General features: G+C 42.6%; 20 protein-coding genes. 10 read left to right on the forward strand and 10 right to left on the reverse strand.

What is annotated here, in order from left to right:
- Positions 1-8 precede the first annotated feature (8 nt).
- Positions 9-3233 (reverse strand): SusC/RagA family TonB-linked outer membrane protein, encoded by a 3225-nt coding sequence (locus tag ACFQZX_RS15920; protein WP_377117197.1) that lies wholly within the window; start codon positions 3231-3233, stop codon positions 9-11.
- A 201-nt stretch (positions 3234-3434) separates the two neighbouring features.
- Here ACFQZX_RS15920 and ACFQZX_RS15925 point away from each other — a divergent pair, with 201 nt between their 5' ends.
- The gene (locus tag ACFQZX_RS15925; RefSeq protein ID WP_377117199.1) at positions 3435-7427 is read left to right on the forward strand and encodes a two-component regulator propeller domain-containing protein; all 3993 of its coding nucleotides are present in this window, start codon (positions 3435-3437) and stop codon (positions 7425-7427) included.
- Here ACFQZX_RS15925 and ACFQZX_RS15930 read toward each other — a convergent pair.
- Positions 7424-8752, reverse strand: coding sequence for a vanadium-dependent haloperoxidase (locus tag ACFQZX_RS15930; RefSeq protein ID WP_377117201.1), 1329 nt, complete (start codon positions 8750-8752; stop codon positions 7424-7426). The genes ACFQZX_RS15925 and ACFQZX_RS15930 overlap by 4 nt on opposite strands.
- A 258-nt stretch (positions 8753-9010) precedes the next feature.
- On the opposite strand from ACFQZX_RS15930, the gene ACFQZX_RS15935 reads away from it, so the two are divergent.
- Positions 9011-12571 carry a VCBS repeat-containing protein gene (locus tag ACFQZX_RS15935; RefSeq protein WP_377117203.1) on the forward strand — a complete coding sequence of 1187 codons (3561 nt, stop codon included), beginning with the start codon at positions 9011-9013 and terminating at the stop codon, positions 12569-12571.
- Positions 12572-12869: 298 nt separating this feature from the next.
- Here ACFQZX_RS15935 and ACFQZX_RS15940 read toward each other — a convergent pair whose 3' ends face one another.
- Both ACFQZX_RS15940 and ACFQZX_RS15945 read right to left on the reverse strand, forming a co-directional pair.
- The gene (locus tag ACFQZX_RS15940; protein ID WP_377117205.1) at positions 12870-13220 is read right to left on the reverse strand and encodes a nuclear transport factor 2 family protein; all 351 of its coding nucleotides are present in this window, start codon (positions 13218-13220) and stop codon (positions 12870-12872) included.
- Positions 13221-13323: 103 nt separating this feature from the next.
- On the reverse strand, positions 13324-14355 hold the full coding sequence (locus ACFQZX_RS15945; protein ID WP_377117207.1) for an NADP-dependent oxidoreductase: 1032 nt from the start codon (positions 14353-14355) through the stop codon (positions 13324-13326).
- Positions 14356-14514: 159 nt separating this feature from the next.
- Between ACFQZX_RS15945 and ACFQZX_RS15950 the strand changes: the two genes are divergently transcribed.
- Positions 14515-14925 (forward strand): winged helix-turn-helix transcriptional regulator, encoded by a 411-nt coding sequence (locus ACFQZX_RS15950; protein ID WP_377117209.1) that lies wholly within the window; start codon positions 14515-14517, stop codon positions 14923-14925.
- Positions 14926-14957: 32 nt separating this feature from the next.
- Here ACFQZX_RS15950 and ACFQZX_RS15955 read toward each other — a convergent pair whose 3' ends face one another.
- The 3 genes from ACFQZX_RS15955 to ACFQZX_RS15965 form a co-directional block, all read right to left on the reverse strand.
- Complete coding sequence (locus ACFQZX_RS15955) at positions 14958-15281, reverse strand: cation transporting ATPase C-terminal domain-containing protein (protein ID WP_377117211.1); 324 nt, start codon at positions 15279-15281, stop codon at positions 14958-14960.
- A 118-nt stretch (positions 15282-15399) separates the two neighbouring features.
- Positions 15400-15813: a DUF6691 family protein gene (locus tag ACFQZX_RS15960; protein ID WP_377117213.1), complete on the reverse strand. Its 414-nt coding sequence runs from the start codon at positions 15811-15813 to the stop codon at positions 15400-15402.
- A gap of 2 nt (positions 15814-15815) precedes the next feature.
- Positions 15816-16370 carry a YeeE/YedE family protein gene (locus ACFQZX_RS15965; protein WP_377117215.1) on the reverse strand — a complete coding sequence of 185 codons (555 nt, stop codon included), beginning with the start codon at positions 16368-16370 and terminating at the stop codon, positions 15816-15818.
- A gap of 237 nt (positions 16371-16607) precedes the next feature.
- On the opposite strand from ACFQZX_RS15965, the gene ACFQZX_RS15970 reads away from it, so the two are divergent.
- The gene (locus ACFQZX_RS15970) at positions 16608-16844 is read left to right on the forward strand and encodes a hypothetical protein (RefSeq protein ID WP_377117218.1); all 237 of its coding nucleotides are present in this window, start codon (positions 16608-16610) and stop codon (positions 16842-16844) included.
- A gap of 325 nt (positions 16845-17169) precedes the next feature.
- On the opposite strand, the gene ACFQZX_RS15975 is transcribed toward ACFQZX_RS15970, so the two are convergent.
- Together ACFQZX_RS15975 and ACFQZX_RS15980 are read right to left on the reverse strand one after the other, a co-directional pair.
- Positions 17170-17964 (reverse strand): alpha/beta fold hydrolase, encoded by a 795-nt coding sequence (locus ACFQZX_RS15975; RefSeq protein WP_377117221.1) that lies wholly within the window; start codon positions 17962-17964, stop codon positions 17170-17172.
- 33 nt (positions 17965-17997) lie between these two features.
- Positions 17998-18792, reverse strand: coding sequence for a DUF1223 domain-containing protein (locus ACFQZX_RS15980; RefSeq protein ID WP_377117223.1), 795 nt, complete (start codon positions 18790-18792; stop codon positions 17998-18000).
- A 284-nt stretch (positions 18793-19076) separates the two neighbouring features.
- Here ACFQZX_RS15980 and ACFQZX_RS15985 point away from each other — a divergent pair, with 284 nt between their 5' ends.
- Entirely contained in the window at positions 19077-19886 is an 810-nt protein-coding gene (locus tag ACFQZX_RS15985; RefSeq protein WP_377117226.1) for an SDR family oxidoreductase, read from the forward strand.
- A gap of 9 nt (positions 19887-19895) precedes the next feature.
- A complete protein-coding gene (locus ACFQZX_RS15990; RefSeq protein ID WP_377117228.1) occupies positions 19896-20816 on the forward strand; it encodes a helix-turn-helix domain-containing protein in 921 nt (306 codons plus the stop codon).
- Between the two features lie 129 nt (positions 20817-20945).
- On the opposite strand, the gene ACFQZX_RS15995 is transcribed toward ACFQZX_RS15990, so the two are convergent.
- On the reverse strand, positions 20946-21686 hold the full coding sequence (locus ACFQZX_RS15995) for an SDR family oxidoreductase (RefSeq protein ID WP_377117230.1): 741 nt from the start codon (positions 21684-21686) through the stop codon (positions 20946-20948).
- A gap of 74 nt (positions 21687-21760) precedes the next feature.
- Here ACFQZX_RS15995 and ACFQZX_RS16000 point away from each other — a divergent pair, with 74 nt between their 5' ends.
- The 4 genes from ACFQZX_RS16000 to ACFQZX_RS16015 all read left to right on the forward strand — a co-directional run bounded on the left by ACFQZX_RS16000 (position 21761) and on the right by ACFQZX_RS16015 (position 24307).
- Entirely contained in the window at positions 21761-22126 is a 366-nt protein-coding gene (locus tag ACFQZX_RS16000) for a winged helix-turn-helix transcriptional regulator (RefSeq protein ID WP_228950019.1), read from the forward strand.
- A gap of 174 nt (positions 22127-22300) precedes the next feature.
- Positions 22301-22723, forward strand: a complete 423-nt coding sequence (locus ACFQZX_RS16005) for a DoxX family protein (protein ID WP_377117233.1) — start codon at positions 22301-22303, stop codon at positions 22721-22723.
- A 39-nt stretch (positions 22724-22762) separates the two neighbouring features.
- Positions 22763-23812, forward strand: coding sequence for an alpha/beta fold hydrolase (locus tag ACFQZX_RS16010; RefSeq protein ID WP_377117235.1), 1050 nt, complete (start codon positions 22763-22765; stop codon positions 23810-23812).
- Between the two features lie 36 nt (positions 23813-23848).
- Positions 23849-24307, forward strand: coding sequence for an organic hydroperoxide resistance protein (locus tag ACFQZX_RS16015; protein WP_377117237.1), 459 nt, complete (start codon positions 23849-23851; stop codon positions 24305-24307).
- The last annotated feature ends 37 nt before the right edge of the window (positions 24308-24344 follow it).

A 24344-nucleotide genomic window follows, 5' to 3' on the forward strand; every position in this document is an offset into this window, starting at 1 on the left:
AGGGTTAATTAAAACGATAAATTAACACCTACGTTTACAACCTTACTTTGCGGCACCTGCAACCCGTTGTCGTCGGTAGTTTCCGGATCGACACCGTATTGTTTAAGGTTATCAAAAGAAAGCAGGTTGTAACCATTCACATAAAATCTGGCCTTTCTGATCTTTGCTTTAGCCAGGATCTTGGCCGATAACGAATACCCTATTTCAATGGTCCTTGCCCTCAAATAAGTTACGTTGTGCAGCCAGAAGGTTGAGTTACGTTGACCGTTCAGCTCATAATCGGCATGCCCAAAGCCGGGGTTAACCCTGTTTGCCGGGTATTTTCCGGGTATCCAGGAGCTGTTGACGTCATACGGGTCTGAGAGGTGCCAGCGATCCTCAAATATGGTATTAAGGTTGCCATTATTTTGAAATGCCCAGCGGGTTTCATAATTCTGGAACCAGGTGTAACCCGATCCGCCTGAAAAATCGGCGTGGAAGTCAAAACCTTTATACGACGCTCCGATAGTAAAACCAAAGTTAATGTTTGGCTGGGTGCCATAACCAAAGCCGATTGGCCGCTCGTCATACTGGTCTATCTTGCCATCACCATTCTGATCTTTGTACATCAGGTCGCCCGGCAAGAGCGTACGGTTACCCTTACCATCATTATTAATTTTATAATTATTTATTTGCTCCTGCGACGAAAACTGGCCAATTACCTCGTATCCCCAATCTATATGAGCATACCGGTTTTCGCTTGAGTTACGGTACTGATCCCACGAATTGAAGAAGATAGGATTATAGGATTGCAAGTTCTTTTGCCGGCTGTATGAGAAGTTACCGCCTATGTTATACCTTACATCTCCTATGCTCGAGTTATATGATAGGGATATTTCCTCGCCATACTGCGCATCGCTGTTGGCGTTCTCAAGCGGAAGTGAGTAACCTATTTCAAATGGCACAACCACATCATTACGTGTTCCTAATAAACCGGTACGCTTTCTGTAAAAATATTCCACCGAACCCGTCAGCTTACTATTAAGCAAGGTAAAATCCAACCCGATGTTACTTATGCGGCTCTTAAGCCATGATACACGGGTTACCGGTATTCCTTTATCGCGCGATACGATAATGGCATTACCATCTATTATGGCCGTTCCCATATTATAGTTATAACCTGTTAAATAGGCGTAAGGCGCTACAATTGGATTGGCCGGATTACCAGGGTCCCGGGCATCACCCAATATACCATAAGATCCCCTTATTTTCAGATCGTTGATAAAACTGTTGGTACCCAGCAGGTTTTTCATAAAGCCTTCCTGCGTTATTCTCCATCCTGCCGAAACGCCAGGGAAGTAACCCACGCGTTTATCGGGAGCAAATAGGTAAGAGGCATCACGCCTGCCAGAAAGCTGCAGGTAATACTTGTTATCGTAGTTATAATCTATACGGGCGATGTAGCCAAGCCTTGTTTCGGTATCATCCCTGTCCTGGTACTGGTCGGCAGTAGGGAAATAGATCAAAGGCAGATTATTTGAAATTGGCGAAGCGTGTATCCAGTTGCGTAAATGCCTTAACTCTATACGCTCTGCAACAAAAGTTGCGCCTATGGTACTTTTGCCAAATGTGTTGTTATAATTTAACTGCAACTGCGAAGTTTTGTTAAACTCCTTTATCTGCTCGCGTTCCCTCCAGGGGTTGGTACTTCCGCCGGTAACATCATAGGTATCTGTTGCCGGGCGATAAGTATAAGCATTATAAGTATACTCCTGGTTATTGAGCAGGTAATCCTCTATATAATAAGAGTACAAACCTTTTAATGTTAAACCTTTTATCCAGGGTATATCCCACTCAGCACCGAAATTAGCCTGTAATACACGCCTGTCGCTATGAAAAACACCGGAAAGCTTTTTGTTAAGAAAGGCGTAATTTGATTCGGTATGACCGATGTCATTCAGGTAATCAGGGTTATCATTGGCATACGGCCGCTCCAACGGTGTGTTTCTTAATACGGCAAATTTGGCAAGCCCGTAATCGTCAAGGCCCGGAACACCGGGGTTCTCAACGGTTTCTATCCTGCCGTTGATATTTACATTGGCCCTTAAACCGTTAGCCAGCTTTACAGCAACGTTTGATTGTATGTTTGACCGCTTGTATTCATACTCTTTACCCAATTGCGAATTCTGGTACAAATTGGTTGCCGATACATAATAGTTAACTCTGTCGCTGCTGCCGGTAAAATTAGCATTTACCGAATTTAATGGCGCGTTGTTATTGCTCTTCAAAATGTAGTCGCGCCAGTTAAAGCTTTGATAACCGCGCTCGGTACCGGCTTTATATTTTTCAAGTTCGGCTGGGATAATATTAGTTGAGCCGTTTGAGTTTACCTGTGCCTCGGCCAGGTATCTCATGTAATCGTATGAGTTGGTAAGCACATCCGGGAAGCGATAGAAATTTTGAAAACCAAGAAAGGCATCTAAATTAATGCGGGTTTCTCCCGAGCCTTTCTTAGTGGTCACTACCACAACACCGTTGGCAGCCTGTACCCCATAAATGGCAGCTGATGCATCCTTTAGAACGCTTATGCTTTCTATGTCATTAGGTGCCAGGTTATTAAACTGGCTGATATCCTGCTGCACCCCGTCAATTACAAACAACGGGCGCCCCATGTTCCTGATCTGAATATTGGCTGTAGCGCCTGGGCGGCCTTCTGACTGCCTGAACGTTACGCCCGGAATTTTACCGGCCAGGCTTGTACTTACTGTTGAACCCGCGTGTACCCTATCAATATCCTTACTGGTTACGCTGGCAATTGAACCGGTTATGGACTCTTTTCTTTGCGAACCAAAACCAGTAACAACCACTTCCTGTAATGATGAATTGCTTGCCCTGAGGCGTACATTGATGCTGGGTTGCCCTGTAAGCGGTACTTCCTGGCTAACAAAGCCAATATAACTAAACACCAATACACCCGATGTGCCACTGGCAACGTTTAAACTGAACCGGCCATTTACATCTGTACTGGTGCCGCTTTGTGTACCTTGCAGCCTTACCGCTACGCCTGGTAGTGCCACGCCTGCAGTATCGGTTACCGTGCCACTGACCCTGACATTGTTTTGCGCCAATAAAGCATTGGAAAATAGCAGGCATGTTAAAGTGAATGCAATAAGCGCAGCTTTTTGATACCACTTGTCCCAAAGCCACCGCAGGAAGGGATTGCCTACCTGTCTTAGTAGTAAAGTTTTCCTCATAGATGATTTAATTTAATAATTGGTTAAGTTTAATTTAATAAAGCGTACCGGAGAGGGGCTTTTTAAATCATTATGTAAAGGAAAAGCATTTTAATTACCAACTATTAATCAAATCATATCAATTATTAGTCGAAAAGTATCAATTTATTTTACCAGGAAAATGGTTATACATAATAGTTATATTTGATTAAGAGCACCGATTTGAAACCATTTTTATCATTTTTTTTACTGCTGCTGATGTGTTTAAGCAGCGGCTATGCACAAACCCATTATTTTAAACATTACCAGGTTGAGCATGGCTTATCACACAATACCGTTTACTGCGCCATACAGGATAAGCGCGGCTTTTTGTGGCTTGGTACCAAGGATGGCCTAAACCGCTTTGATGGTTACTCCTTTAAGGTTTTCAGGCATATTCCTGCAGATAAGCACAGCATTTCCAGTAATGTCATCCACTCTTTAAGTATAGACAACCAGGGCGACCTGTGGATAGGCACAGATGATGGGTTAGACAAGTTTAATTTTAAAACTGAAAACTTTGCTCATATTAATAGCATAAAAGATGGTGTAAGGGGTGTTGTACATGATGCAGATAATAACTGCTGGTTTGTATCAGGGTCTTCGCTGTTAATGTACAATAAAAATACCGGACAGATTAAAAACTACCTTACCGGTCATGAATTTGAAGCCACGTCGATAGCTATTAATAATAAAGACATCTGGGTTTCATCTACTAAAGGTACGCTCGAAAAGTTGAACACAGACAACGGCACCTTTAAAAGTTACAGCGTATTTTCTCACTCAAAAGCTGTAGCATCTAATTATATCGATAAGATCTACGCCACCTGCGACGATAAAATATTTGTAGGTACCGCAAACCAGGGGTTTAAAGAATTTGACTGCCTAACCGGCACCTATACGGATATACTTACCTATAACCCGGACCATACAGAGATATATGTGCGGGATTTTATTAAGTACAATGATAAAGAATACTGGATAGCTACCGAGTCGGGTATATTTATTTATAATATTGTTACGCGGCAGTTTACAAACCTTAAAAAGAATTATACCGATCATTATTCATTATCAGATAACGCTGTTTACGCTTTATATAAAGATGCTGAAGGAGGGGTGTGGGCGGGCACATATTTTGGCGGCATTAATTATTATCCTAAACAGTACTCAACATTTAATAAATATTATCCTGGTACTGATGACAATACGCTGAAGGGTAATGTTGTTCGCGAGATTTGTAAAGACAAATACGGAAACCTCTGGCTTGGCACAGAAGATAACGGCTTAAATAAACTAAGCCCGGATAAAACCGTATGGACGCATTATTATCCCGGTATAAAAAACGGACTGTCTAACAGTAACATACACGGTTTGCTCGCCAGCAATGATGAATTGCTTATAGGCACCTTTGAACGCGGACTTAACGTATTTGATATTGCTACAGGTAAAGTAAAACAGCTTTATGTTGCCGGGAACGGCGATAACAGTTTAAAAAGCAATTTCATTATCAGCTTTTGCAAAACCAGGGCGGGCGCCATTTTTATCGCTACAACAAAAGGGCTTTACCGTTATAACGAAACGGATAAAAACTTTACCCAGATCAAAAAAATCCCTCCTAACGACTTTATTTATTCTATCATCGAGGATCACAAAGGCATAATATGGATTGGCACGGTAAGGGATGGCATTTACTGCTATGACCCTGCATCAGATACCAGCAAAAAACTAAAGTATGATTACTACGTGCCTAATGCACTGCAAAGCTCAACCGTTAACGGAATTTTTGAAGATAGTAACCATCATTTGTGGTTTGCCACCGAAGGCCTTGGCCTTTGGCGGTACAACCCTAACAATGAAAGCTTTAAGTTTTACGGATTAAACAATGGCCTGCCAAGTAATTATATATTTAAAATACTGGAAGATGACCATAAAAACATTTGGGTAAGTACTACCAGGGGATTGGTCAGCCTTAATTTAACATCCGGTTATACTAAGGTTTATACAAAGGCAAACGGACTTTTGAGCGACCAGTTCAATTACAACTCGGCTTTTAAGGATAGCGATGGTACAATGTATTTTGGCTGCGTAAAAGGGCTTATCAGTTTCAATCCATCTCAATTTAAAACTAACAATTTTATCGCACCAGTTTATATAACCGGCTTTCAGGTACACAATAACGAGATCTTAGTTAACGGGCCCGATTCATTGCTAAAACAATCCATAATTTGTACCAAGCAGATCAACCTTAACCATAATCAGTCCTCATTCAGTATTGATTTTTCCGCCTTAAGTTTTTCATCGCCCGAGATGAGCCAGTATAAATACATGATGAAAGGGCTTGATAAAGGCTGGACCTTTTTAACCACAAACAGAAAGGTATACTTTACACAGCTTGCACCGGGCCATTATACTTTTGTTGTAAAAGCTGCCGGCAGTAATGGCATCTGGACAGCCAAGGCAACCCGCCTGGAAATTAACATCGCCCCGCCATTTTGGGCCGGGACTACGGCTTATATGATATATGCTGTGCTTATTATTGCCGCCGGATACCTGCTGTTACGTGAATATCACAGAAGGACCCGCGAAAAAAATAAACGCATTATTGATCAGCTTGAAAACGACAAGGAAAAAGAAATTTATAACGCCAAAATTGAGTTTTTTACTAATGTAGCGCATGAAATAAGAACACCGCTTACGCTTATTAAAGGGCCGATGGAAAAGGTGATAAAAAAAGCAGAAAATGTTCCGGAAATTCAAAATAACCTTAAAATTATGGAGAAGAACACCAACCGGCTGCTTGACCTTACCAACCAGTTGCTTGATTTCAGAAAAACAGAAACCAATGGTTTTAGCCTGAGTTTTGTTAAAGCCGATATAACGGACCTGCTGGCCGATACTTATTTGCAATTTAACGCTATGGCAGAACAGCGCAACCTTAATTATGTGCTTAAAATAAAGGACCAGCACTTGTATGCCTTTGTTGATACCGAAGCATTTACCAAAATAATAAGCAACCTTATAAGTAATGCACTTAAATATGCTACGTCAAATGTCGAAGTAGAATTGTTAACGCCTAACGATAATGGCTACACTTTTTGTGTTGTGATAAAAAACGATGGTCATCTAATTCCATTTGAATTAAGGGAAAGGATATTTGAGCCATTTTTCAGGCTGAAAGAATCGGTTAAACAGGTGGGTACAGGTATTGGATTGTCTTTGTCGCGCTCTTTGGCAGAACTGCATAAAGGAACTCTTTTTTTGAGCGAATCTATAAATGATTTTAATATATTCACACTTACATTACCTATACATCAGGAAAAAGAGTTTGACTTGCATAACACAGCAGATGTTTATGAGCAAACCGATGTTTTAAACCGGGAAGAAAACTTTGACTTTATGAAACCAATTATTCTTTTAGTGGATGATAACCCTGAAATACTTGATTTCATTGCAGATGAATTAAGCGAGAAATATGCGGTTGTTAAGGCGCTCAATGGCCAGGAAGCGCTTGATATGATAGAGATAGAAAACGTACAATTGGTGATCAGTGATGTGATGATGCCCGGGATAGATGGTTTTGAACTATGCAGGCTTATTAAAACAAACTTTGATCACAGCCATGTCCCAATTATTCTGCTTACCGCCAAAAACACCTTACAAAGCAAAATGGAGGGCCTGGAGGTTGGCGCTGATGCCTATATTGAAAAGCCCTTCTCTCCGGAACATTTGCAGGTACAAATTGCCAATTTGCTTATTAACCGTAATAAAATCAAAGAATACTTTGCAAGCTCGCCACTGGCTCAAATCAAATCAATGGCTTACTCAACACCCGACGAGAGTTTTCTGGATAAGCTTAATGCCGTTATATTTAAAAACATGCAGGATACCGAACTGAATGTAGAACAGGTAGCCAGCCTCATGAATATGAGCAAACCCACTTTATACCGTAAAGTTAAAGCCATATCTAACCTTACAATAAACGAACTGATTAATATTACCCGCCTTAAGGCAGCCGCGCAATTGCTTGAGGAGGCCGATTATAAAATTTATGAGGTGGCCGCAATGGTGGGCTATAGCTCACAATCACAATTAGGCAGAAACTTTTTAAAACAGTTTGGCACCACACCTACCGAGTATCAGCAGGCTAAAAAAGCTCAAAAAGTAAAAACTGCTTAATTTGCTTTGCGGGTATGTAACCTGGTAAGGGCAAATTCGCCTATTCTTTTCCCCTCGTCAATTCCGTTTATAACTGAAGGCATGTAGTGAATGCCGCCATAAAACCGGCTTATTGAGGCCTCGGCTGCTGCCGCTTTAAAAGATTTGAACTTACGCACGGGCAAATCAAAAGCTGTTTCGGTAGAATCTGAAAAAGAAAAATTGTCACCAAACATTTTTGTTAAAACAACTGCCGAGGCGTTTGAAACCACACTATGCCCGCTGGTATACTCGGGGAACGGAGGTGTTTGCAGCAATGGTTGCCAGTTTTGATCAATGTATGTGTTGATATAAGTTTCTGGCCGTATTACCTTGCTTTTATACTTTTCATCCCAGCAGTTTATAAAGCTGTCGGCAATTACTACAGCAAGGCACGCGTAGGTTTCTGCTGTACGTACATAATCAGCCTTTGCTTTAGCGCATACCTGGGCGGCTATATTTATCCAGTGCCCCCCGGGTGATATTTTTTTTATGGCGAACATGGTATGCCCATTGGTATTTACCTTAAAAGGGTTATCATCCCAAAAATTGGCAACTGCTTTTTGTCCATCGGTTAAATTTAGTCCCGTGTTACGTACATCCATGGCCAGGGTATAAAAAAAGCTTGCCGGCTTGGCAGAAAAAGCCATTGCATGCGCGGGTTTAAACTGCTGTGCCGAATCCAGGATGAATGGGCGTATTTCATTCCAATGCGGCTCTACGCCTTTCATGTACGCCGGTGGTGTTGGCTTCCAGGTGGCATCATCGGTTTGCACATCATACCTGGCTAACGATCGGGTGTGCTTGTAATTATCTTCACCCGCCCACCTGATGATACGGTCGGCAATCAGCTTTCCGTAATTTATTGAATTTTGATAAACCTCGTCGGGCATGCCGGTTTGCCTGAACTCATCCATCAGCTCATCATGAAAGCGCTCGATACGCCCTTCAGACATCACCAGTATCTTGCCAACCGTTAAAATAGCGTGCGATGCAGCCAGCGAATAACAATATTGCTTACCTTTTTCCGGTTTAGGCATAGCACTTAACCCATGTAATTGCTTACTAAGCGAAATATAACCCTTGTTCCCGTTTATGGCCGCCTCATAACCCGCCACGGTGATGTAAGCATAAATCCTGCTGGCTACCGGCGGCGAGTAAATATCGTGCAGCATTACATCTGTTACCTGCCTTACAGATCGATGAATAAAGGCAGGGTTTTCTGCTTTTTCCTTCCAATCTTTTTGCGCCCCGGCGCATGAAAACAGGAGCACCATCACAATGTATATTGGATAAAATTTTTTCATAAAAAAAGGATGTCAAAAACTAATTGGCCGCTGGCAGGATATGCCATTATTTAATAATGTAAAGTAAATATATATAACTTTCCCAGTCCGTTCTCAGCCGATACGATTTGACTAACTTTTGATAAGATTTGAAGAAAACTGTAGTTTTAAATTAGTTTTCTTTACATTGATTTACTGCCTGACCAGTGGTACATCAAACTTTATAAACCTGCATAATTTGCATCGTACAACCGCTTTTTTGCCTAAATCATTTAAACAATGGATAAAAGGTTATTGCTTTTTTTGATTGTAGCTTCAATCATTTGCTCGCGCTGCTCAAATAATGATAAGCAGGCCACGCTATTTAAGCTACTTAGCCCGTCACAAAGCGGCATTAACTTTAAAAACACCATTACAGAGAGCGACAGCATCAATATTTTAAACCACCCTTACCTATATAACGGCGCTGGGGTAGGAATAGGTGACTTTAACCACGACTCGCTGCCCGATGTTTACTTCGCCGGGAATATGGTGCCCGGCAAATTATACCTTAATAAAGGCGGGTTACAGTTCACAGATATTACAGCATCTGCAGGGGTGAGCAGCGAAGGAAGATGGTGTACAGGCGTTTCTGTAATTGATATCAATAACGATGGCTGGCTTGATATTTATATATGCACATCATTCAAAAACAATCCGGCACAGCGAAAAAACTTACTTTACATTAACCAGGGAAACAATAAGGACGGGATACCAACTTTTAAAGAGTCGGCCGAAGCATTTGGCCTGCAGGATACCGGGTACAGCACCCAGGCTATTTTTTTTGATTATAACAACGATGGCTTTTTAGACATGTACCTGCTTACCAATGTGCTTGGTAAAACTACACCTGTGGCCTATCGCCCTAAACTAAGCGACGGCAGCGCCGAAAATACCGACCGCCTGTACCGCAACAATGGCAATAATACATTCACCAATGTTAGTAAAGAAGCGGGGATATCGATAGAAGGATTTGGCAACTCTGTAGCGGTAAGTGACTTTAACCAGGACGGCTGGCCGGATATTTATGTGGGTAACGACTTTATATCTAACGATGTTTTGTATATAAATAACAAGAACGGCACGTTTACCAACCATGCAAAAGATTATTTCAGGCATACGGGTTGGTCTGTAATGGGTGCGGATATGGTAGATATCAATAATGATGGCCTGCAGGATCTTATTTCGCTGGAAATGCTTCCGGAGCAAAACCTGCGTAAAAAAACCATGCTCGTAGGGGATAATTATATCACCTATATTAATAACGCTAAATATAACTATGAGCATCAATATATACGAAATGTACTGCAGCTTAATCAGGGTCAACTGCCAGGCGGGCAGGTTCAGTTTGGCGATGTGGCCTATCTTGCCGGAATTTACCAGACCGATTGGAGCTGGACACCGCTTGTAGCCGATTTTGACAATGACGGCTACCGGGACATGGTAATAACCAATGGCTATCCGCGCGATGTAACCGATCTGGATCACGCACTTTACACCAATGACCAGGGCCGTACCGTAAAAGAGAATACTACTTTAGCAGCAGCCGACTCGTTCCCGGTTGTAAAAATATCCAGCTATGCTTTTAAAAACAAGGGCGGGTACGAGTTTAAAGATCAGTCAAAAGACTGGGGCATTGTTAAACCAACCTTTTCTACCGGTGGTGTTTATGCCGATCTGGATAACGACGGCGATCTTGACCTGGTGATCAATAATATAGATGATGATGCTTTTGTTTATGAAAACACACTTAACAATAAAAGCCAACCCAACAAATCCTTCAATTATTTAACGGCTGAACTCAGTGGGGACCAAAAAAATCCTGGTGGTATTGGTGCTACCATTCGCCTTTACTATAAAGGGGGGCAACAATTTTATGACCAGCAACCTTGCAGGGGTTACCTGGGTACCCATGATGCAAGGGCACACTTTGGCCTGGGAAGTATCACCGTGATAGATTCATTAAGGGTACGTTGGCCCGATGGATCGACACAATTATTGACTAACATTAAGACGAACCGTTCTATCACCCTGAAAAAGCAAGATGCTTCCGGCAAATATTCCCCCGATGCGCAACCAAAAATAAAACCCATTTTTAAGCTTGTGAACAATCAATTGGGCATAAACTTTTTGCATCAGGAGAAAGATGCCATTGATTATAATATACAGGCGACTCTTCCGCATAAGCTTAGCCAATACGGCCCCTGCATTGCAGCAGGCGATATAGATAACAACGGCTTCGACGATTTCTATATAGGTGGCTCCGCTGGCAATAAAGGCGTTTTTTTCATGCAAAGCGCTAATGGCAAGTTTACCAAAGATGCCAGTCGCTTTTTAAACGAAGAATTTAAGGACGAGGAAGACATGGGCGCTTTGTTATTTGATGCCAATAACGATGGTTATTTAGATTTATATGTAGTTAGTGGCAGTTACGAATTTGCTAAAGGGCATACCTCGGCGCAGGATAGATTATATATCAACAACAAAAAAGGCAAATTTGAGCGCGATTACCAGGCGATCCCTGTAGAATATGATAACGGATCATGCGTGAGGGCGGCAGATATTGATGCCGATGGCGATCTGGACCTTTTTGTTGGGGCCAGGTCTGTTTCAGGGGCCTATCCATCTTCGCCTGTTAGCCATATCTTTTTAAATGATGCCGGTAAGTTTACAGACGCAACCGCCTCCCTTTGCCCGGAATTAATGCAGGGTGGCATGATAACAGATGCACTATGGTCGGATTTTGACAATGACGGCCGGCCAGACCTCATAGTGGTTGGCGAGTGGATGCCTATAACCTTTTATAAAAATACGGGCAAGGGTTTTAAGAATGTTACTGCATCAACAGGCATTGAAAAACATATTGGCTGGTGGAACAGCATTGCTGCAGGCGATTTTAACGGCGATGGCCAAACAGATTATGTTGCAGGTAACCTGGGGCAAAACACCAATTACAAAGCATCCTTTTCAGAGCCTATGACTATTTTAGGCAAAGATCTGGACAATAACGGGTCATTTGATGCCATGATATTTTGCTTTATGAAAGATGAAACCGGTGTTAAGAAGCCTTTCCCTATGCATACGCGCGATGACCTGATCAGCCAGCTGATAAGCATCCGTAAAAAATATCTAAGTTATAAAGGCTATGGCCACGCTACAATGGATGACCTATGGACTGCCGACGACCGCAAAAATGCCGTTTCTTTTAAAGCTACTGATATGAACACCAGCCTGATCATGAATAAAGGGAGCGGGCATTTTAATATCAACCCGTTACCATTGGCCGCTCAGGCTGCACCGGTATATGGTATAATAACAGATGATGTAAATAAAGATGGGTTTACGGATATATTATTAACCGGAAACGATTTTGGAATGGAACCTTTTACAGGCAGGCACGATGCCTTTACAGGTTTGCTTTTACAAGGTGACGGGAAGGGTCACTTTATTCCTGAAGGATTAGCCAAAAGCGGACTGCTTATTAAAGGCGATGCCAAGGGCTTTGCCAAAATTGGATCGGCAAATGGTGGCAGTTTATTTGTAGCCACGCAAAACCAGGATAGTATAAAGGCATACAAAAAAGAGGTTGATAACAAAGCTCCAACAAAAACGGTAAAGCTTAAACCCAACGATTTTTATGCGATTGTTACTTATAAATCTGGCTTAAAACAACGTTTGGAGTTTTATTATGGGTCATCATTCCTGTCACAGTCAACACGCGCGTTTGCTGTAGGGCCTGATGTATCTAATATTACGATCACTTCATTTAATGGAACTAAAAGGTCTTTATCAGCCTTGTAAATAGTGGTATTTCAATAGCCCGAAATGGGGTATTATATATCAATTACAGTATTTTGACAAGCCAACGCAGATTAGGATAAACTTACTGCTGCGCAAGCCCATCTTTGTATAATTAAAATAACCAGCAGCACTTGCATAGTAAGCTGATAGAACTGGCAAAAGAAAACTTACCACAACAAATTAATCAGTTACGAAATAGCCAATATACTTTTTTGAGCATTTGCAGTCTTTCAGTAACTACTTAAAATCAAATCAGCATTTTACCCCTTCTGGGCCTCGGCATTCTTTTAAGTAACTTTTAATAGGTTCCTGTCTCAATAACAAAAGCTTTTAATCCGGCCATCTTACCATCGCGAAATCTCCACACATCACAGTATGCATAGTTATGTACATTACTGTTCACATCTTTCATACTGATCTTGCCAATTGCTGTAACAAAATCTCCGCCTTCAATAATTTCTTCCACATCAAATTTTGGTGGCTCTGCATACGCTTCGTCCATATATTTCCGCACGGCATCCTTCCCGGTAAGCTTCCTATCGCCTATAAAATCCCATTCTACATCATCAGTGCAAAAAGATAAAAATCCTTCGTTATCTCCCTGGGTTACAAAAGCGTTCGCCTTAAGCAATATTTGTTTGTTTTCCATATATGGTTTATAATAGCTGTGAAACGTGTTTGGTTTTTAGCCAATCAAAATTCCTATCTGTTATGCACCAACATTTATTCTCACAACAAATCGTAACGCTTGTTTAAATTACCGTAAGAATTATCTTGCCCTGTATGTGGCCTTTGGCCGCCCTTTCATGAGCCTGGCGGGTATTGGCAAGCGGGTATGTACTATCTATCACAACACGAATTTTTCCTTCATCAAGCAGCTCGGCCAGTTGTGCAAGCTGGGTTCCGCTTGAACGCACCTGTAAGGTAGAGACGGTAACGCCGAGCTTTTCAGCTTCACCGGCATCAGCAAAACCTAAAGGATACACCGGGAATAAGGCGCCCCCCTGCTTCAATGTTTTCAAAAAGCGGCCGGTAGTTGGCCCGCCAAGTGTATCAAGTACAATATCAATGTCATGGACAACCTCTTCAGCAGGTGTTTTTGTATAATCAATATAATCGTCAGCACCAAGGTTACGAAGCAGTGCTTCATGTTTACCAGACCCAACAGCAATTACATGAGCGCCTTGCAGCTTTGCTATTTGAACCGCAAAATGGCCTACCCCGCCAGCCGCCCCATTCACAAGTACTGTTTTGCCTTTCAGCGGTACGGGTATATGTTTGTTTGGCTGCAAAGGGTTAGGGTTATCGTGCCCTACCTCGACAAGAAATTGCCAGGCGGTAAGCAGAGACATTGGCGCGCCTGCCGCGTGTACATGATCAATGCCTGCAGGTTTAAGTGCCAGGTCTGTAACAGGAACACTCACATATTCAGCATAAGCTTTGCTCTCCCCAATGCTGAAAAAGCGCACCATTGAATAAACTTCGTCGCCAATGCTAAAGTTTTGAACATCATCAGCAACTGCTGTCACAACGCCTGAAATATCTGTACCCAAGATCATCGGGAATTTGCCATCCGGTCGCCATTCGGGAGGCAGTGACCGATAACCATCGCGCAAATACCAATCCGGAGGGTTAATACCAACAGCATAAACCCGAACAAGTACTTCGCCGGGCTTGAGCTCTGGGATAGGGGCGTCTTCATATTGTAAAACTTCCGGCCCACCAAATTCGTGCAGCCTTACTGCTTTCATTGACCTTTCAGGTGTATTTTCGATCGTTTTCATTTCTTTTAAAATTATATATATATAAATCCTGGTAGAGTTACCTAATAAGTGCTGCAATAGTAAAATATTTGAATACTTATGGCAAGTATGTACTTTTTTGTACCTTATGTACCAAAAAGTATGTATGTTTGATTATCAAGTTATTATGATATTTCAGTTATGAAAAATGAATCAAATTTGACGGAAGGAACTCAGCTATGCGCCGTTGACTACGCTTTTAAACGCATTGGCGGAAAATATAAGGCAAGGATATTATGGTATCTGGATATGAAGAAAGTTTTGCGCTATGGCGAGTTGAATAGGACCCTACCGGATATTACAACCAAAATGCTTACCCAAACACTACGCGAATTAGAAGATGATCAGTTGATCATCCGGAAAATGTACCACGAGGTTCCGCCAAAAGTAGAATATTCGCTTAGCGAAACAGGGCGGGAACTGATACCATTTATAGCGCACCTGCACAATTGGGGTAAAAAACAAATAGAAAAAGAAGCTATTAACCATCCATTACGGCAGGATGAACGCACAGCCGAGGTTTGCAAAGCCATCTGCGGCCCTGAAGAATAATACCAACCCTTACATCACGATAGGGGCAAAAATTAATAAACTTTAGTTTTTCTGACAGATATTTTTCTTCCCCACCATTTCAACGCCTCGAACCAGATAACAGAAACGAAGCCGATAGCCAGGCCGGCGATCAGTTGTCCCGGGCGAAGCGCTGTTAATTTAAAGAAGATGGCCAATGGCCGTAGGTAAATGAGTGCGATTAGTAACACCACCATCGGTTCTTTTGCAATTCCGATCAGGGCGTCTATCAGCCGCTTAGATCTTTTGCCGAACAGCCGGTTCGCTCCGTACGCGGCTCTTGCCGCCAGGACTTCCTGGCCACTTAAGCCCTGTATTCCATAGTTATCCTTCGGCATGATCTTGAACGAAATGATGGTAGGACCAAATTAAACAATGGTTCACTTCGGGCAAGTGACGAACATCACCAATACTACTGATGAGCATTACTTGAAGTCGATGGACAAAGCCGTACTTTCAGTGGGGAAGCCTGTCCCGTAAAAGTCCGTACAGATATGTTCCTAAGAGTGCACCGAAAATTACAATGATCATTGTGAAATAACCGTAGCCAATATTTACGAACATCGGCCCGGGACAAGCGCCGGTAAGCGCCCAGCCTAACCCGAAGATGAGGCCACCTAACGCATACTTTTTCCATTGCTTGTCCTTTGCAGGCAGCCTGATCGGCGCCCCATTGATATCCCGCAATTTGAATTTTTTGATCAGGTAAACCGAGATTATGCCCAATATCACCGCAGAACCAATTATGCCATACATATGGAAGGATTGAAAGCGGAACATTTCCTGGATCCGGTACCAACTTACCGCTTCTGATTTGATCATCACTATGCCAAATACGATGCCGGCTAAAATATATTTGAGTCCTTTCATTCTTAAAACAGCAATGGGAACAATAAGTGGGTCATGATCAACCCTCCAACAAAAAAACCTATCACCGCGACCAGCGATGGTAATTGCAGGTTGGAAAGTCCGCTGATGGCGTGGCCAGAAGTACAGCCACCCGCATAGCGCGAGCCGAAACCGATCATCAGGCCGCCCGCAAGCATCAGGCTGGCGTTTTTTAAGGATAAGGCTTGAATGGCAAAAAGCTGCCCGGGTTCCAGCTGTCCGTCAAAATGGATCCCCAGAACCTTAAGGTCCGTTACCGTTGCTGCCGACAATCGCAGCGGCTGTTCGGATCGTAACCAGGTATGTGCAATGAACCCGCCTATTACCGATCCAAGCAGAAACAGCAAATTCCATTTTTGCGCTTTCAAGTCAAAATTAAAAAAGGATGACCTTTTACCTGCGCCCATCAGTGTGCAGATCATTCGCAGGTTAGAGGAAAAACCAAAGGATTTTCCAAAATAGAGTAGCATCACCATAAGGCCTGCGATAATGGCCCCGGATATATACCAGGGCCAGGGCTGCTTCAGTAGATCAATCATACTCAAATATAGTATTTAAGTGAACGTGCCTGGAAACATAACCTGTCAATTCTAATTTGGCTTGAGCTCTAAATTATCTATACATATCCAGTCCGAATAGGATATGCAATTTTTTTAAGAGAGTTGCTTGAACTTGCGATTCTGAACTCCAGGCGTCAAACCCCAAATATTCAAGCTGGTGTCTGGATGGTCTCCTTTATACAGGCTGCAATTACTTAATAATATAGCAAAATACTTATGAAAATTTTAATAGTTGGAGGCTTGGGTTGGCCGGTAGAGGGCCATAACTGGCAAGCGAACAAAAACTGGGGATACCAGACTTTTAAAAACGGCGAAGACCTGCTTAAAAGGTACATTACGTTTACAGACAGGCTGCAGGAGCTGATTAAACTCGGCCTTTCAGCAGCAGTGTATACGCAGACAACCGATGTGGAAGGAGAAGTAAACGGTTTCATGACATACGACCGGGAATGACGCCGTTTAAATATAAATAAGATGTAGAATTTAATAAGCTCTACAACAAAAACCCTTCAAATGATATCATTTGAAGGGTTTTGCTCAATTTTAATTTTGCGGAATGGACGGGTCCGCTTATTTTTCCTTAATGGCCTTATTATCAATAACTTGATATTTCTTAAAACTAAAAGGTAACCGATTAGGTAACCGAATAATTTGATCTGTTTTGATTGAGTTTGAAAGAACTAATTCAAATATAACAATTAAAAGAGTTTTTGCCATTAAAACAACACCCCTATTTTTGGGGCATATTAGTAAATGCAGGGTGCATATTCGGCTATCCTTATTGTGAACTTTCTGTTGCGGTTACTATAATTTTTGCAACTTCTTCAGGCTGCGACATGAAAATTACATGGCTGCCTTTAATTTCGGTGATCTCAGCCTTAGCACGTTCATACATTGCTCGTTCTGTGGATGGGTTCAAAGCTTTATCCTGTGTCGCGATAATACCATAACTCGGCTTGCTTCTCCAGGCTACATTATGCACGGGTTCTTCAAAGCATTTACCGATAATGGGCACTTGCGAAGCGTTCATAAAGTCGCTTTGTGCTTTGGTTAAGTCACCGGCAAAGCCCCCATGAAATTTAGCTGGATCGAAGTAAACATAACCGTACTGATCAGGCGTAGTGAAACCGGCATCAGGTGAAGCAGGTGCAGCGGCTACCCACTTTCCTGTTGTCTCTCCTTTATCGGGCATAAAAGCAGCAACGTATACTAATGCAGCTACCTTTTCATTTACGCCGGCTTCTGTGATTACGGTTCCACCCCAGGAATGGCCCACTAAAATCACCTTTCCATCTTGACGGTCAATTACGCTGTTGGTAGCATCAACATCTGCTTTTAATGAGATTAAAGGATTTTGTACAATACTTACGTTATATCCTTTTTTTACGAGAATATCATAAACCGGTTTCCAGCCTGAGCCGTCAGCAAAGGCACCATGCACTAATACAATGTTTTTTATCCTCTTTTGTTGTGCATTCGCTACATGGGTTCCTAAGCTTACAAGTGCTGCAATAAACAGAATAGTAAAAACTAAAAAGCGGAGGTTTTCTGAAGATTTAATTGATGTTTTCATGATTTTATAAATGTTTTAATAGTTGAACATGAGTTATAGATTAGCAGAAGGTGATGAAACAGATGTTATGGCAGCGGCTAATATTTCGCCTGTATCCGGGTTCTGTATAAAGCCGATAAGCTCCCAATTTTGTGAATCAAATTCCTTAGGCAAAGCTATTGTCTCGTCGCCTTGTCGTTGGGGGCCTAAAGAAAATGTATGTAACTGCCGTACTATCTGAGCATGATTAAGGGTTCGACCTTCGTTTTCACCGGCTCTAATTTTGTTTACCGCATGTTTTTGTACTAAGGCAACAACCAGTTGACCTTGTGTCGGCTGACTGGCTAACTGATAGTGAATGTTAATGCCTTGAGGCTTTTGTAGCGCCTTTAAGTTTAACGCAGTACTTGCTTTTTCATTTAGTGCAGTAGATAACGAATTTCTAATTGCTCTTTCATCTGAACCTACAAACTCCTGCTTGCCATTCACTATCAATTGGGGTGTATATACCTGGCTGGTGAACTTGCTATGGTACCAGTATTGCCTTTTTGAAAAATCAGGTCTGCTGAATATGTCTTTCCAGCCCAACCGGTTCCAATAATCTACATGGTAAGTCAAAATATAAACAGGTTTGTTGCCTGCTTCTTTTTGAACGCGTTCCAAAAGCTCTTCAGCCGGCGGACAACTTGAACAGCCCTCGGAAGTAAACAACTCTAACAAGGCAAAACCCTCGCTCGAATCAAAATTCAAAGCTTTGCTATTATTAGAATTCTGGCGGCTTACATACACAGCCGAAGTAAGCAACAGCACAATGGCGGCGCACATGGCTGAAAGTTTTATCATTTTCATAGTTCTGATCTTTTTAATTTGATTCAAAACTATGGGCAGAAAGTGGCTGGGACGAGTGAAATAAGGCTGAACCGGACACAACTGATACTCAACCCCGAAAATTAGAAGGTGAAAGTTACTATATACCAGTTTTGGTAGTGTGAATTTAGACAACCTGATCCAGTGATATAACATGAGAGTTGGATGGCTTCATCAATATGTTATTTTGGATACTTACAAACTCAATACGGATACATGTATGGCGTTTCTGCTGCTGAACTTTGTCTTATCAAATTAGAAAAAAAATGAGCAAAACAATTTTTATCACAGGCGCCTCAACAGGATTAGGTAAAGTAACCGCCAAACTTTTTCAAAGTGAGGGCTGGAATGTTATCGCAACCATGCGCAATCCGGACAACGATACAGAACTGCGCCAACTGGAAAATGTCACGCTGCTTCCGCTGGACGTAACCAATACCGGGCAGATTAACGATATCGTGAGCAAAGCGATTGCCATGCAAGATATCGATGTTGTGTTTAATAATGCCGGTTACGGGCTTGTCGGCCCGTTGGAAGCGGTAAGCGATGAACAACTGGCTCGTCAGCTAAATACCAATCTTTTGGGTGTCATACAGGTGACCAGGGCTTTCATTCCTTACTTCAGGGAAAAGGAAAGTGGCCTTTTTATCACAACCACTTCTATGGGCGGCTTTTTAACTTTTCCCTTAAACTCAATTTATCACGCCACAAAATGGGCATTGGAAGGCTGGAGTGAAAGTTTGTCATTCGAGTTAGGCCTGTTCAATATCGGGGTTAAAACCGTAGCCCCGGGTGGCATCAAAACGGACTTTATAGGCCGTTCCCTTGATCCGGTAACTCATCCGGCTTATGAAGCAGCTATGCAAAAAGTGTTTGGTTTATTCGTAGAGGATAATCTTTCTCCGGCAGAGCAAATCGCTGGCGTGGTTTATGAAGCGGCAACAGACGGTAAAGACCAAATACGCTACGTGGCTGGCGAAGACGCTAAACGGTTGTATGAAAGAAGAAATGCAATTGGCGCGGAAGCCTTTCGCAAGGAACTTGGCAGCATGGTCTTTGGCGACGGAAAGTTTTAAATTAGCAACATGAAAAAGTCTAATCAGCCACCTGTAACGATCCATAGCATCACGGAACTACACCGGCTGGTTGGCCTGCCCGGTCCTGCCCATCCGCTGATCAGTTTGGTAGATAATACAAAGTTGAATATTGAGAGGGAACGTTTCCCGGAAACCTTGATTCTGGACTTCTACAAGATCTCTTACAAGCAAACGCTGAACGGCAGGATTGGTTATGGGCAGGGCTATTACGACTTTGATGAGGGGGGTATGATCTTTACCGCACCTCATCAGCTTTTAGCCATTGATAAGGATACGGAATACTATGGGCTTTCTCTGCTAATTCATCCTGACTTTTTGCGCGGATATCAGTTGGGTACCAGTATCAGTAAATATGGTTTCTTCTCTTACGATACTAATGAAGCGCTGCACTTATCGGAAAAAGAGAAGGAGACTATTGTATCGGTGCTGGAAAACATCGGACAGGAACTCACCAATAACATCGACGATTTTAGCCAGGACCTACTCGTTTCTTATTTAGAGGTATTGCTGAATTACGGCAACCGGTTTTACAAACGGCAATTTGTTACCCGCAAAGCTGTTAATCATGATCTGCTTACCAAACTGGAAACGATACTTACTCATTATCTGGACACCCGTCAGGGTTTGCAAAGTGGTTTGCCTACCGTAGAATATCTGGCAGATCAGCTTAACCTATCACCACGTTACTTAAGCGATATGCTGCGGTCTTTAACAGGGCAAAGCGCGCAGCAACACATTCATCAAAAAGTGATCGACAAGTCGAAAGAATATTTGACGAACACCAACCTTTCCGTCGCAGAAATCGCTTATGAGTTGGGCTTCGAATATCCGCAATCCTTTAATAAGCTGTTTAAAAACAAAACTGCGCTTACGCCAGTGGCCTTTAAAGCGCAATTTTTCACCAATTAGTTCAATAAAAAACCCGGCTCGAAGGCCGGGATGTGTAAGAATAAAATTGTTCGGTATTAAATTACCGTCGCACCTCATTAAAGTAAGCACAGCACCGGAGAAACCGTTGAATGAAAAAGTTGCTGATATTTAAAGACTCATCCCGCCGTCCATCACAATTTCTGCACCGGTAATGAACTTAGCAGCATCGCTTGAAAAGTACGCAACCATTTTAGCTACGTCATCCGCTTCACCAAACTGCTTTAAAGGAACACGTTCCAGCATCCATGTATCCAGGTTTTTTCTTGCCTCTTCATCCAAACCTAATTTATTCAAGATTTCTGTCTGAGTTGGCCCTGGACTTACGGAGTTGACCCTGATCTTCCTTGGGGCCAATTCAATAGCAGCAGCTTTCATTACGGAGTTCAATGCTGCCTTGCTTGACGAATATACCGATGCATTACCACCATGCATACTGGCTGTGTTTGATGACAAGAATACCACCGATGCGCCATCATTGAGTAATGGAATCAATTTGCTTAGGGTGAAGTAAGCGCCCTTATAGTTAATATTAATGACCTGATCAAATACTTCTTCGGTAGCTGTTTCAATAGAAGCACCGCCAACTATCCCTGCATTTATGAACAGGATATCTACCTTACCGTATTGCTCGCCGACTGTCGCAGCTAACTGCCCGATCGCGTGAACGTTACCTTGATCGGCCACTAAGCCGGTAACGCCTAATTGTTGGGCAGCGGTTTCAACAGCTTCCTGTCTGCGCCCGGTGATGATCACCTGAGCACCTTGTGCTTTTAATTCTTTTGCGGCAGCGTAGCCGATACCGCTATTGCCTCCGGTTACTACAGCAACCCTTCCTTCTAAATTTTTCATGATTTTTTATTTTTTCTGCAAACGTATACTATGTTTGGTATAATATTGATACCAGTATCACAGAGTATACCAACATGGATGAGCATTTAGTTAAAGAAGTTCTATCGGAACCCCGAAATCAGAAGGAGGAGATTCAGGCTTTGCAGGACACTATTTATGTAATAGGCGGCAAGTGGAAACTGCCTATTATCAATTCGATATGTAATGGAAACAGGCGCTTCAGAGAGATTGAAAGAAGCATACCAGGGATTACTACCCGCATGTTATCGCGCGAACTGAAAGATATGGAAGCTAATAAATTGTTGAAACGTACGGTCACACCCACCAGCCCGGTAACGGTTGAGTATTCGCCCAGCGACTATTGCCACTCCTTTGCTGATATAATTTTACATATGATCAAATGGGGTAAGGAACACAGGCAACGTTTAAAGGAAGATTAATATGCAAATAGATCCGGCAGCCTTTCCATTTGTAAGGGCTTTTTTTACCCATGTCTTAAGCTCAGATCGGTAAATGTCTAACTGGCGTTTCAGTATGTCCGCTTGAACCATTATCTGCTCATGGCGAGGTTTGATTTGCCACAACTTTGTGTCAACAATCAAAAACAAAACGTCATGAACTTAAAAACATCAAAAACAATTTACTGGTCAGGTGCCATCTTTATCTCACTTTGGTTTGGCGCAAGCGGTTTCTTTGAATTGACTAAAAACCCAATCGTTTGGGACATCACCGTAAAACTGGGTTATCCGCCACACTTCATTTACATTTTAGGCGTAGCTAAACTTTTAGGCGTAGCCGTATTGTTAACTCCTAATCGCATTCTTAGACTAAAGGAGTGGGTATTTGCAGGCATCTTTTTCGACATCACCTTCGCATTTTTCTCCAAACTTGCAATATTAGGATTTGCTCCTACCATTGACGCCATCGTTGCATTTACAGCCATTTCCATCACCTATATCATGTTCAGAAAACTCTATCCGGCTACCTATACCAAAGCCGGTATAGAACACGTGGTTAACGGTTTCGAAAGAGCATAATAAAAATCTTCCACACAATACTATCTATAATCAATTGTTATGAAAGAAATTACCACCACAGGTCGCCGTGTTTTGATAATCGCAGCAGCCATTAAGATCGCCATCATCTTATTCAGTAGTTCAGATCTGTTACAAGCTAAACCGCTTGCTAATCAAAGCAACAGCAAACCAGCTATTTCCGACACACCTTTCACAAAAATTAAGCAGATCAAAGCCGGTGTACTCAATGTGGGCTACACCGAAATTGGACCGGCAAATGGCAACCCGGTTATTTTACTGCACGGCTGGCCATACGATATTAACAGCTATTCACAAGTTGCGCCAATACTTGCAGCACAGGGGTATCATATTATTGTACCATACTTAAGAGGTTACGGCAGCACTACCTTTCTTTCAGCAAAATCAGTACGAAACGGGCAACAGGTAGCTTTAGCTGAAGATGTGATTGCTTTAATGGATGCCTTGCATATACAAAAGGCCACGCTTGGGGGCTTTGACTGGGGGGCGCGTACTGCGGATATTGTCGCAGCCTTATGGCCGCAAAGGGTCAACGCGCTGGTATCAGTAAGCGGTTACCTTATCGGTAGCCAGCAAGGTAATAAAGCTCCGCTGCCGCCAAAGGCAGAGCAAGCCTGGTGGTATCAGTATTATTTTGCTACCGAACGTGGAAAAGCCGGCTACGCAGCCAATACTAAAGCCTTCAACAAGTTAATATGGCAGACTGCTTCACCCGATTGGAACTTTACTGATGCCGATTACAATCGCTCTGCCGCAGCTTTCAATAATCCGGACCATGTGGCCATTGTCATTCATAATTACAGGTGGAGGCTTGGGCTTGCTAAAGGCGAAGCAAAATACGATGCCCTGGAAAAACAACTGGCTTTATCGCCGGCCATTACAGTGCCCACTGTGACATTGGAAGGCGATGCGAACGGCGCGCCCCACCCGGCTCCTGCAGATTATGCAAAGCGCTTTACCGGCAAATACATTCATCATACCCTAACTGGCGGCATCGGCCATAACCTGCCGCAGGAGGCACCGGAAGCATTTGCCAATGCAATTATTGAAGCAGATAGCCTTGCCAAATAACATTCAACAAAAACACACGAATAAACTTTAAATAAAATGGAAAATCAAAATGTAGTAAACAGTGAAAATATTGCCAAAACAGCCATCACAAAAGTGCTGTATACCGCTAAAGTGCATATTACAGGTGGCAGGGAAGGTAATGCTACCAGTACTGATAACCGCTTAAACGTGAGCCTTTCTACACCTGGCGGTCCCGGCAATGGCACTAATCCCGAACAGTTATTTGCCGCCGGATGGTCAGCGTGTTTTATCGGGGCCATGCGTCACAATGCGTCGAGCCTGCAAATACCGCTACCCAAAGACCTTGCTGTTGATGCAGAAGTTGACTTGGGAACTGGCGAAGGTGGTTTTTATCTGCAAGCACGCTTGAATGTGAAGCTACCCGGTTTATCAGCAGAGCAAGCAAAAACCGTGGTAGAAGCTGCACACCAAACGTGTCCATACTCCAAGGCTACCCATGGGAATATCAATGTGGAGATCGATGTAGCTGTATAAGCATACGATTAAGAAAAATGCGGAGTATCAATGTAAT

The organism is Mucilaginibacter litoreus (assembly GCF_042676805.1).
GTDB lineage: Bacteria > Bacteroidota > Bacteroidia > Sphingobacteriales > Sphingobacteriaceae > Mucilaginibacter > Mucilaginibacter litoreus.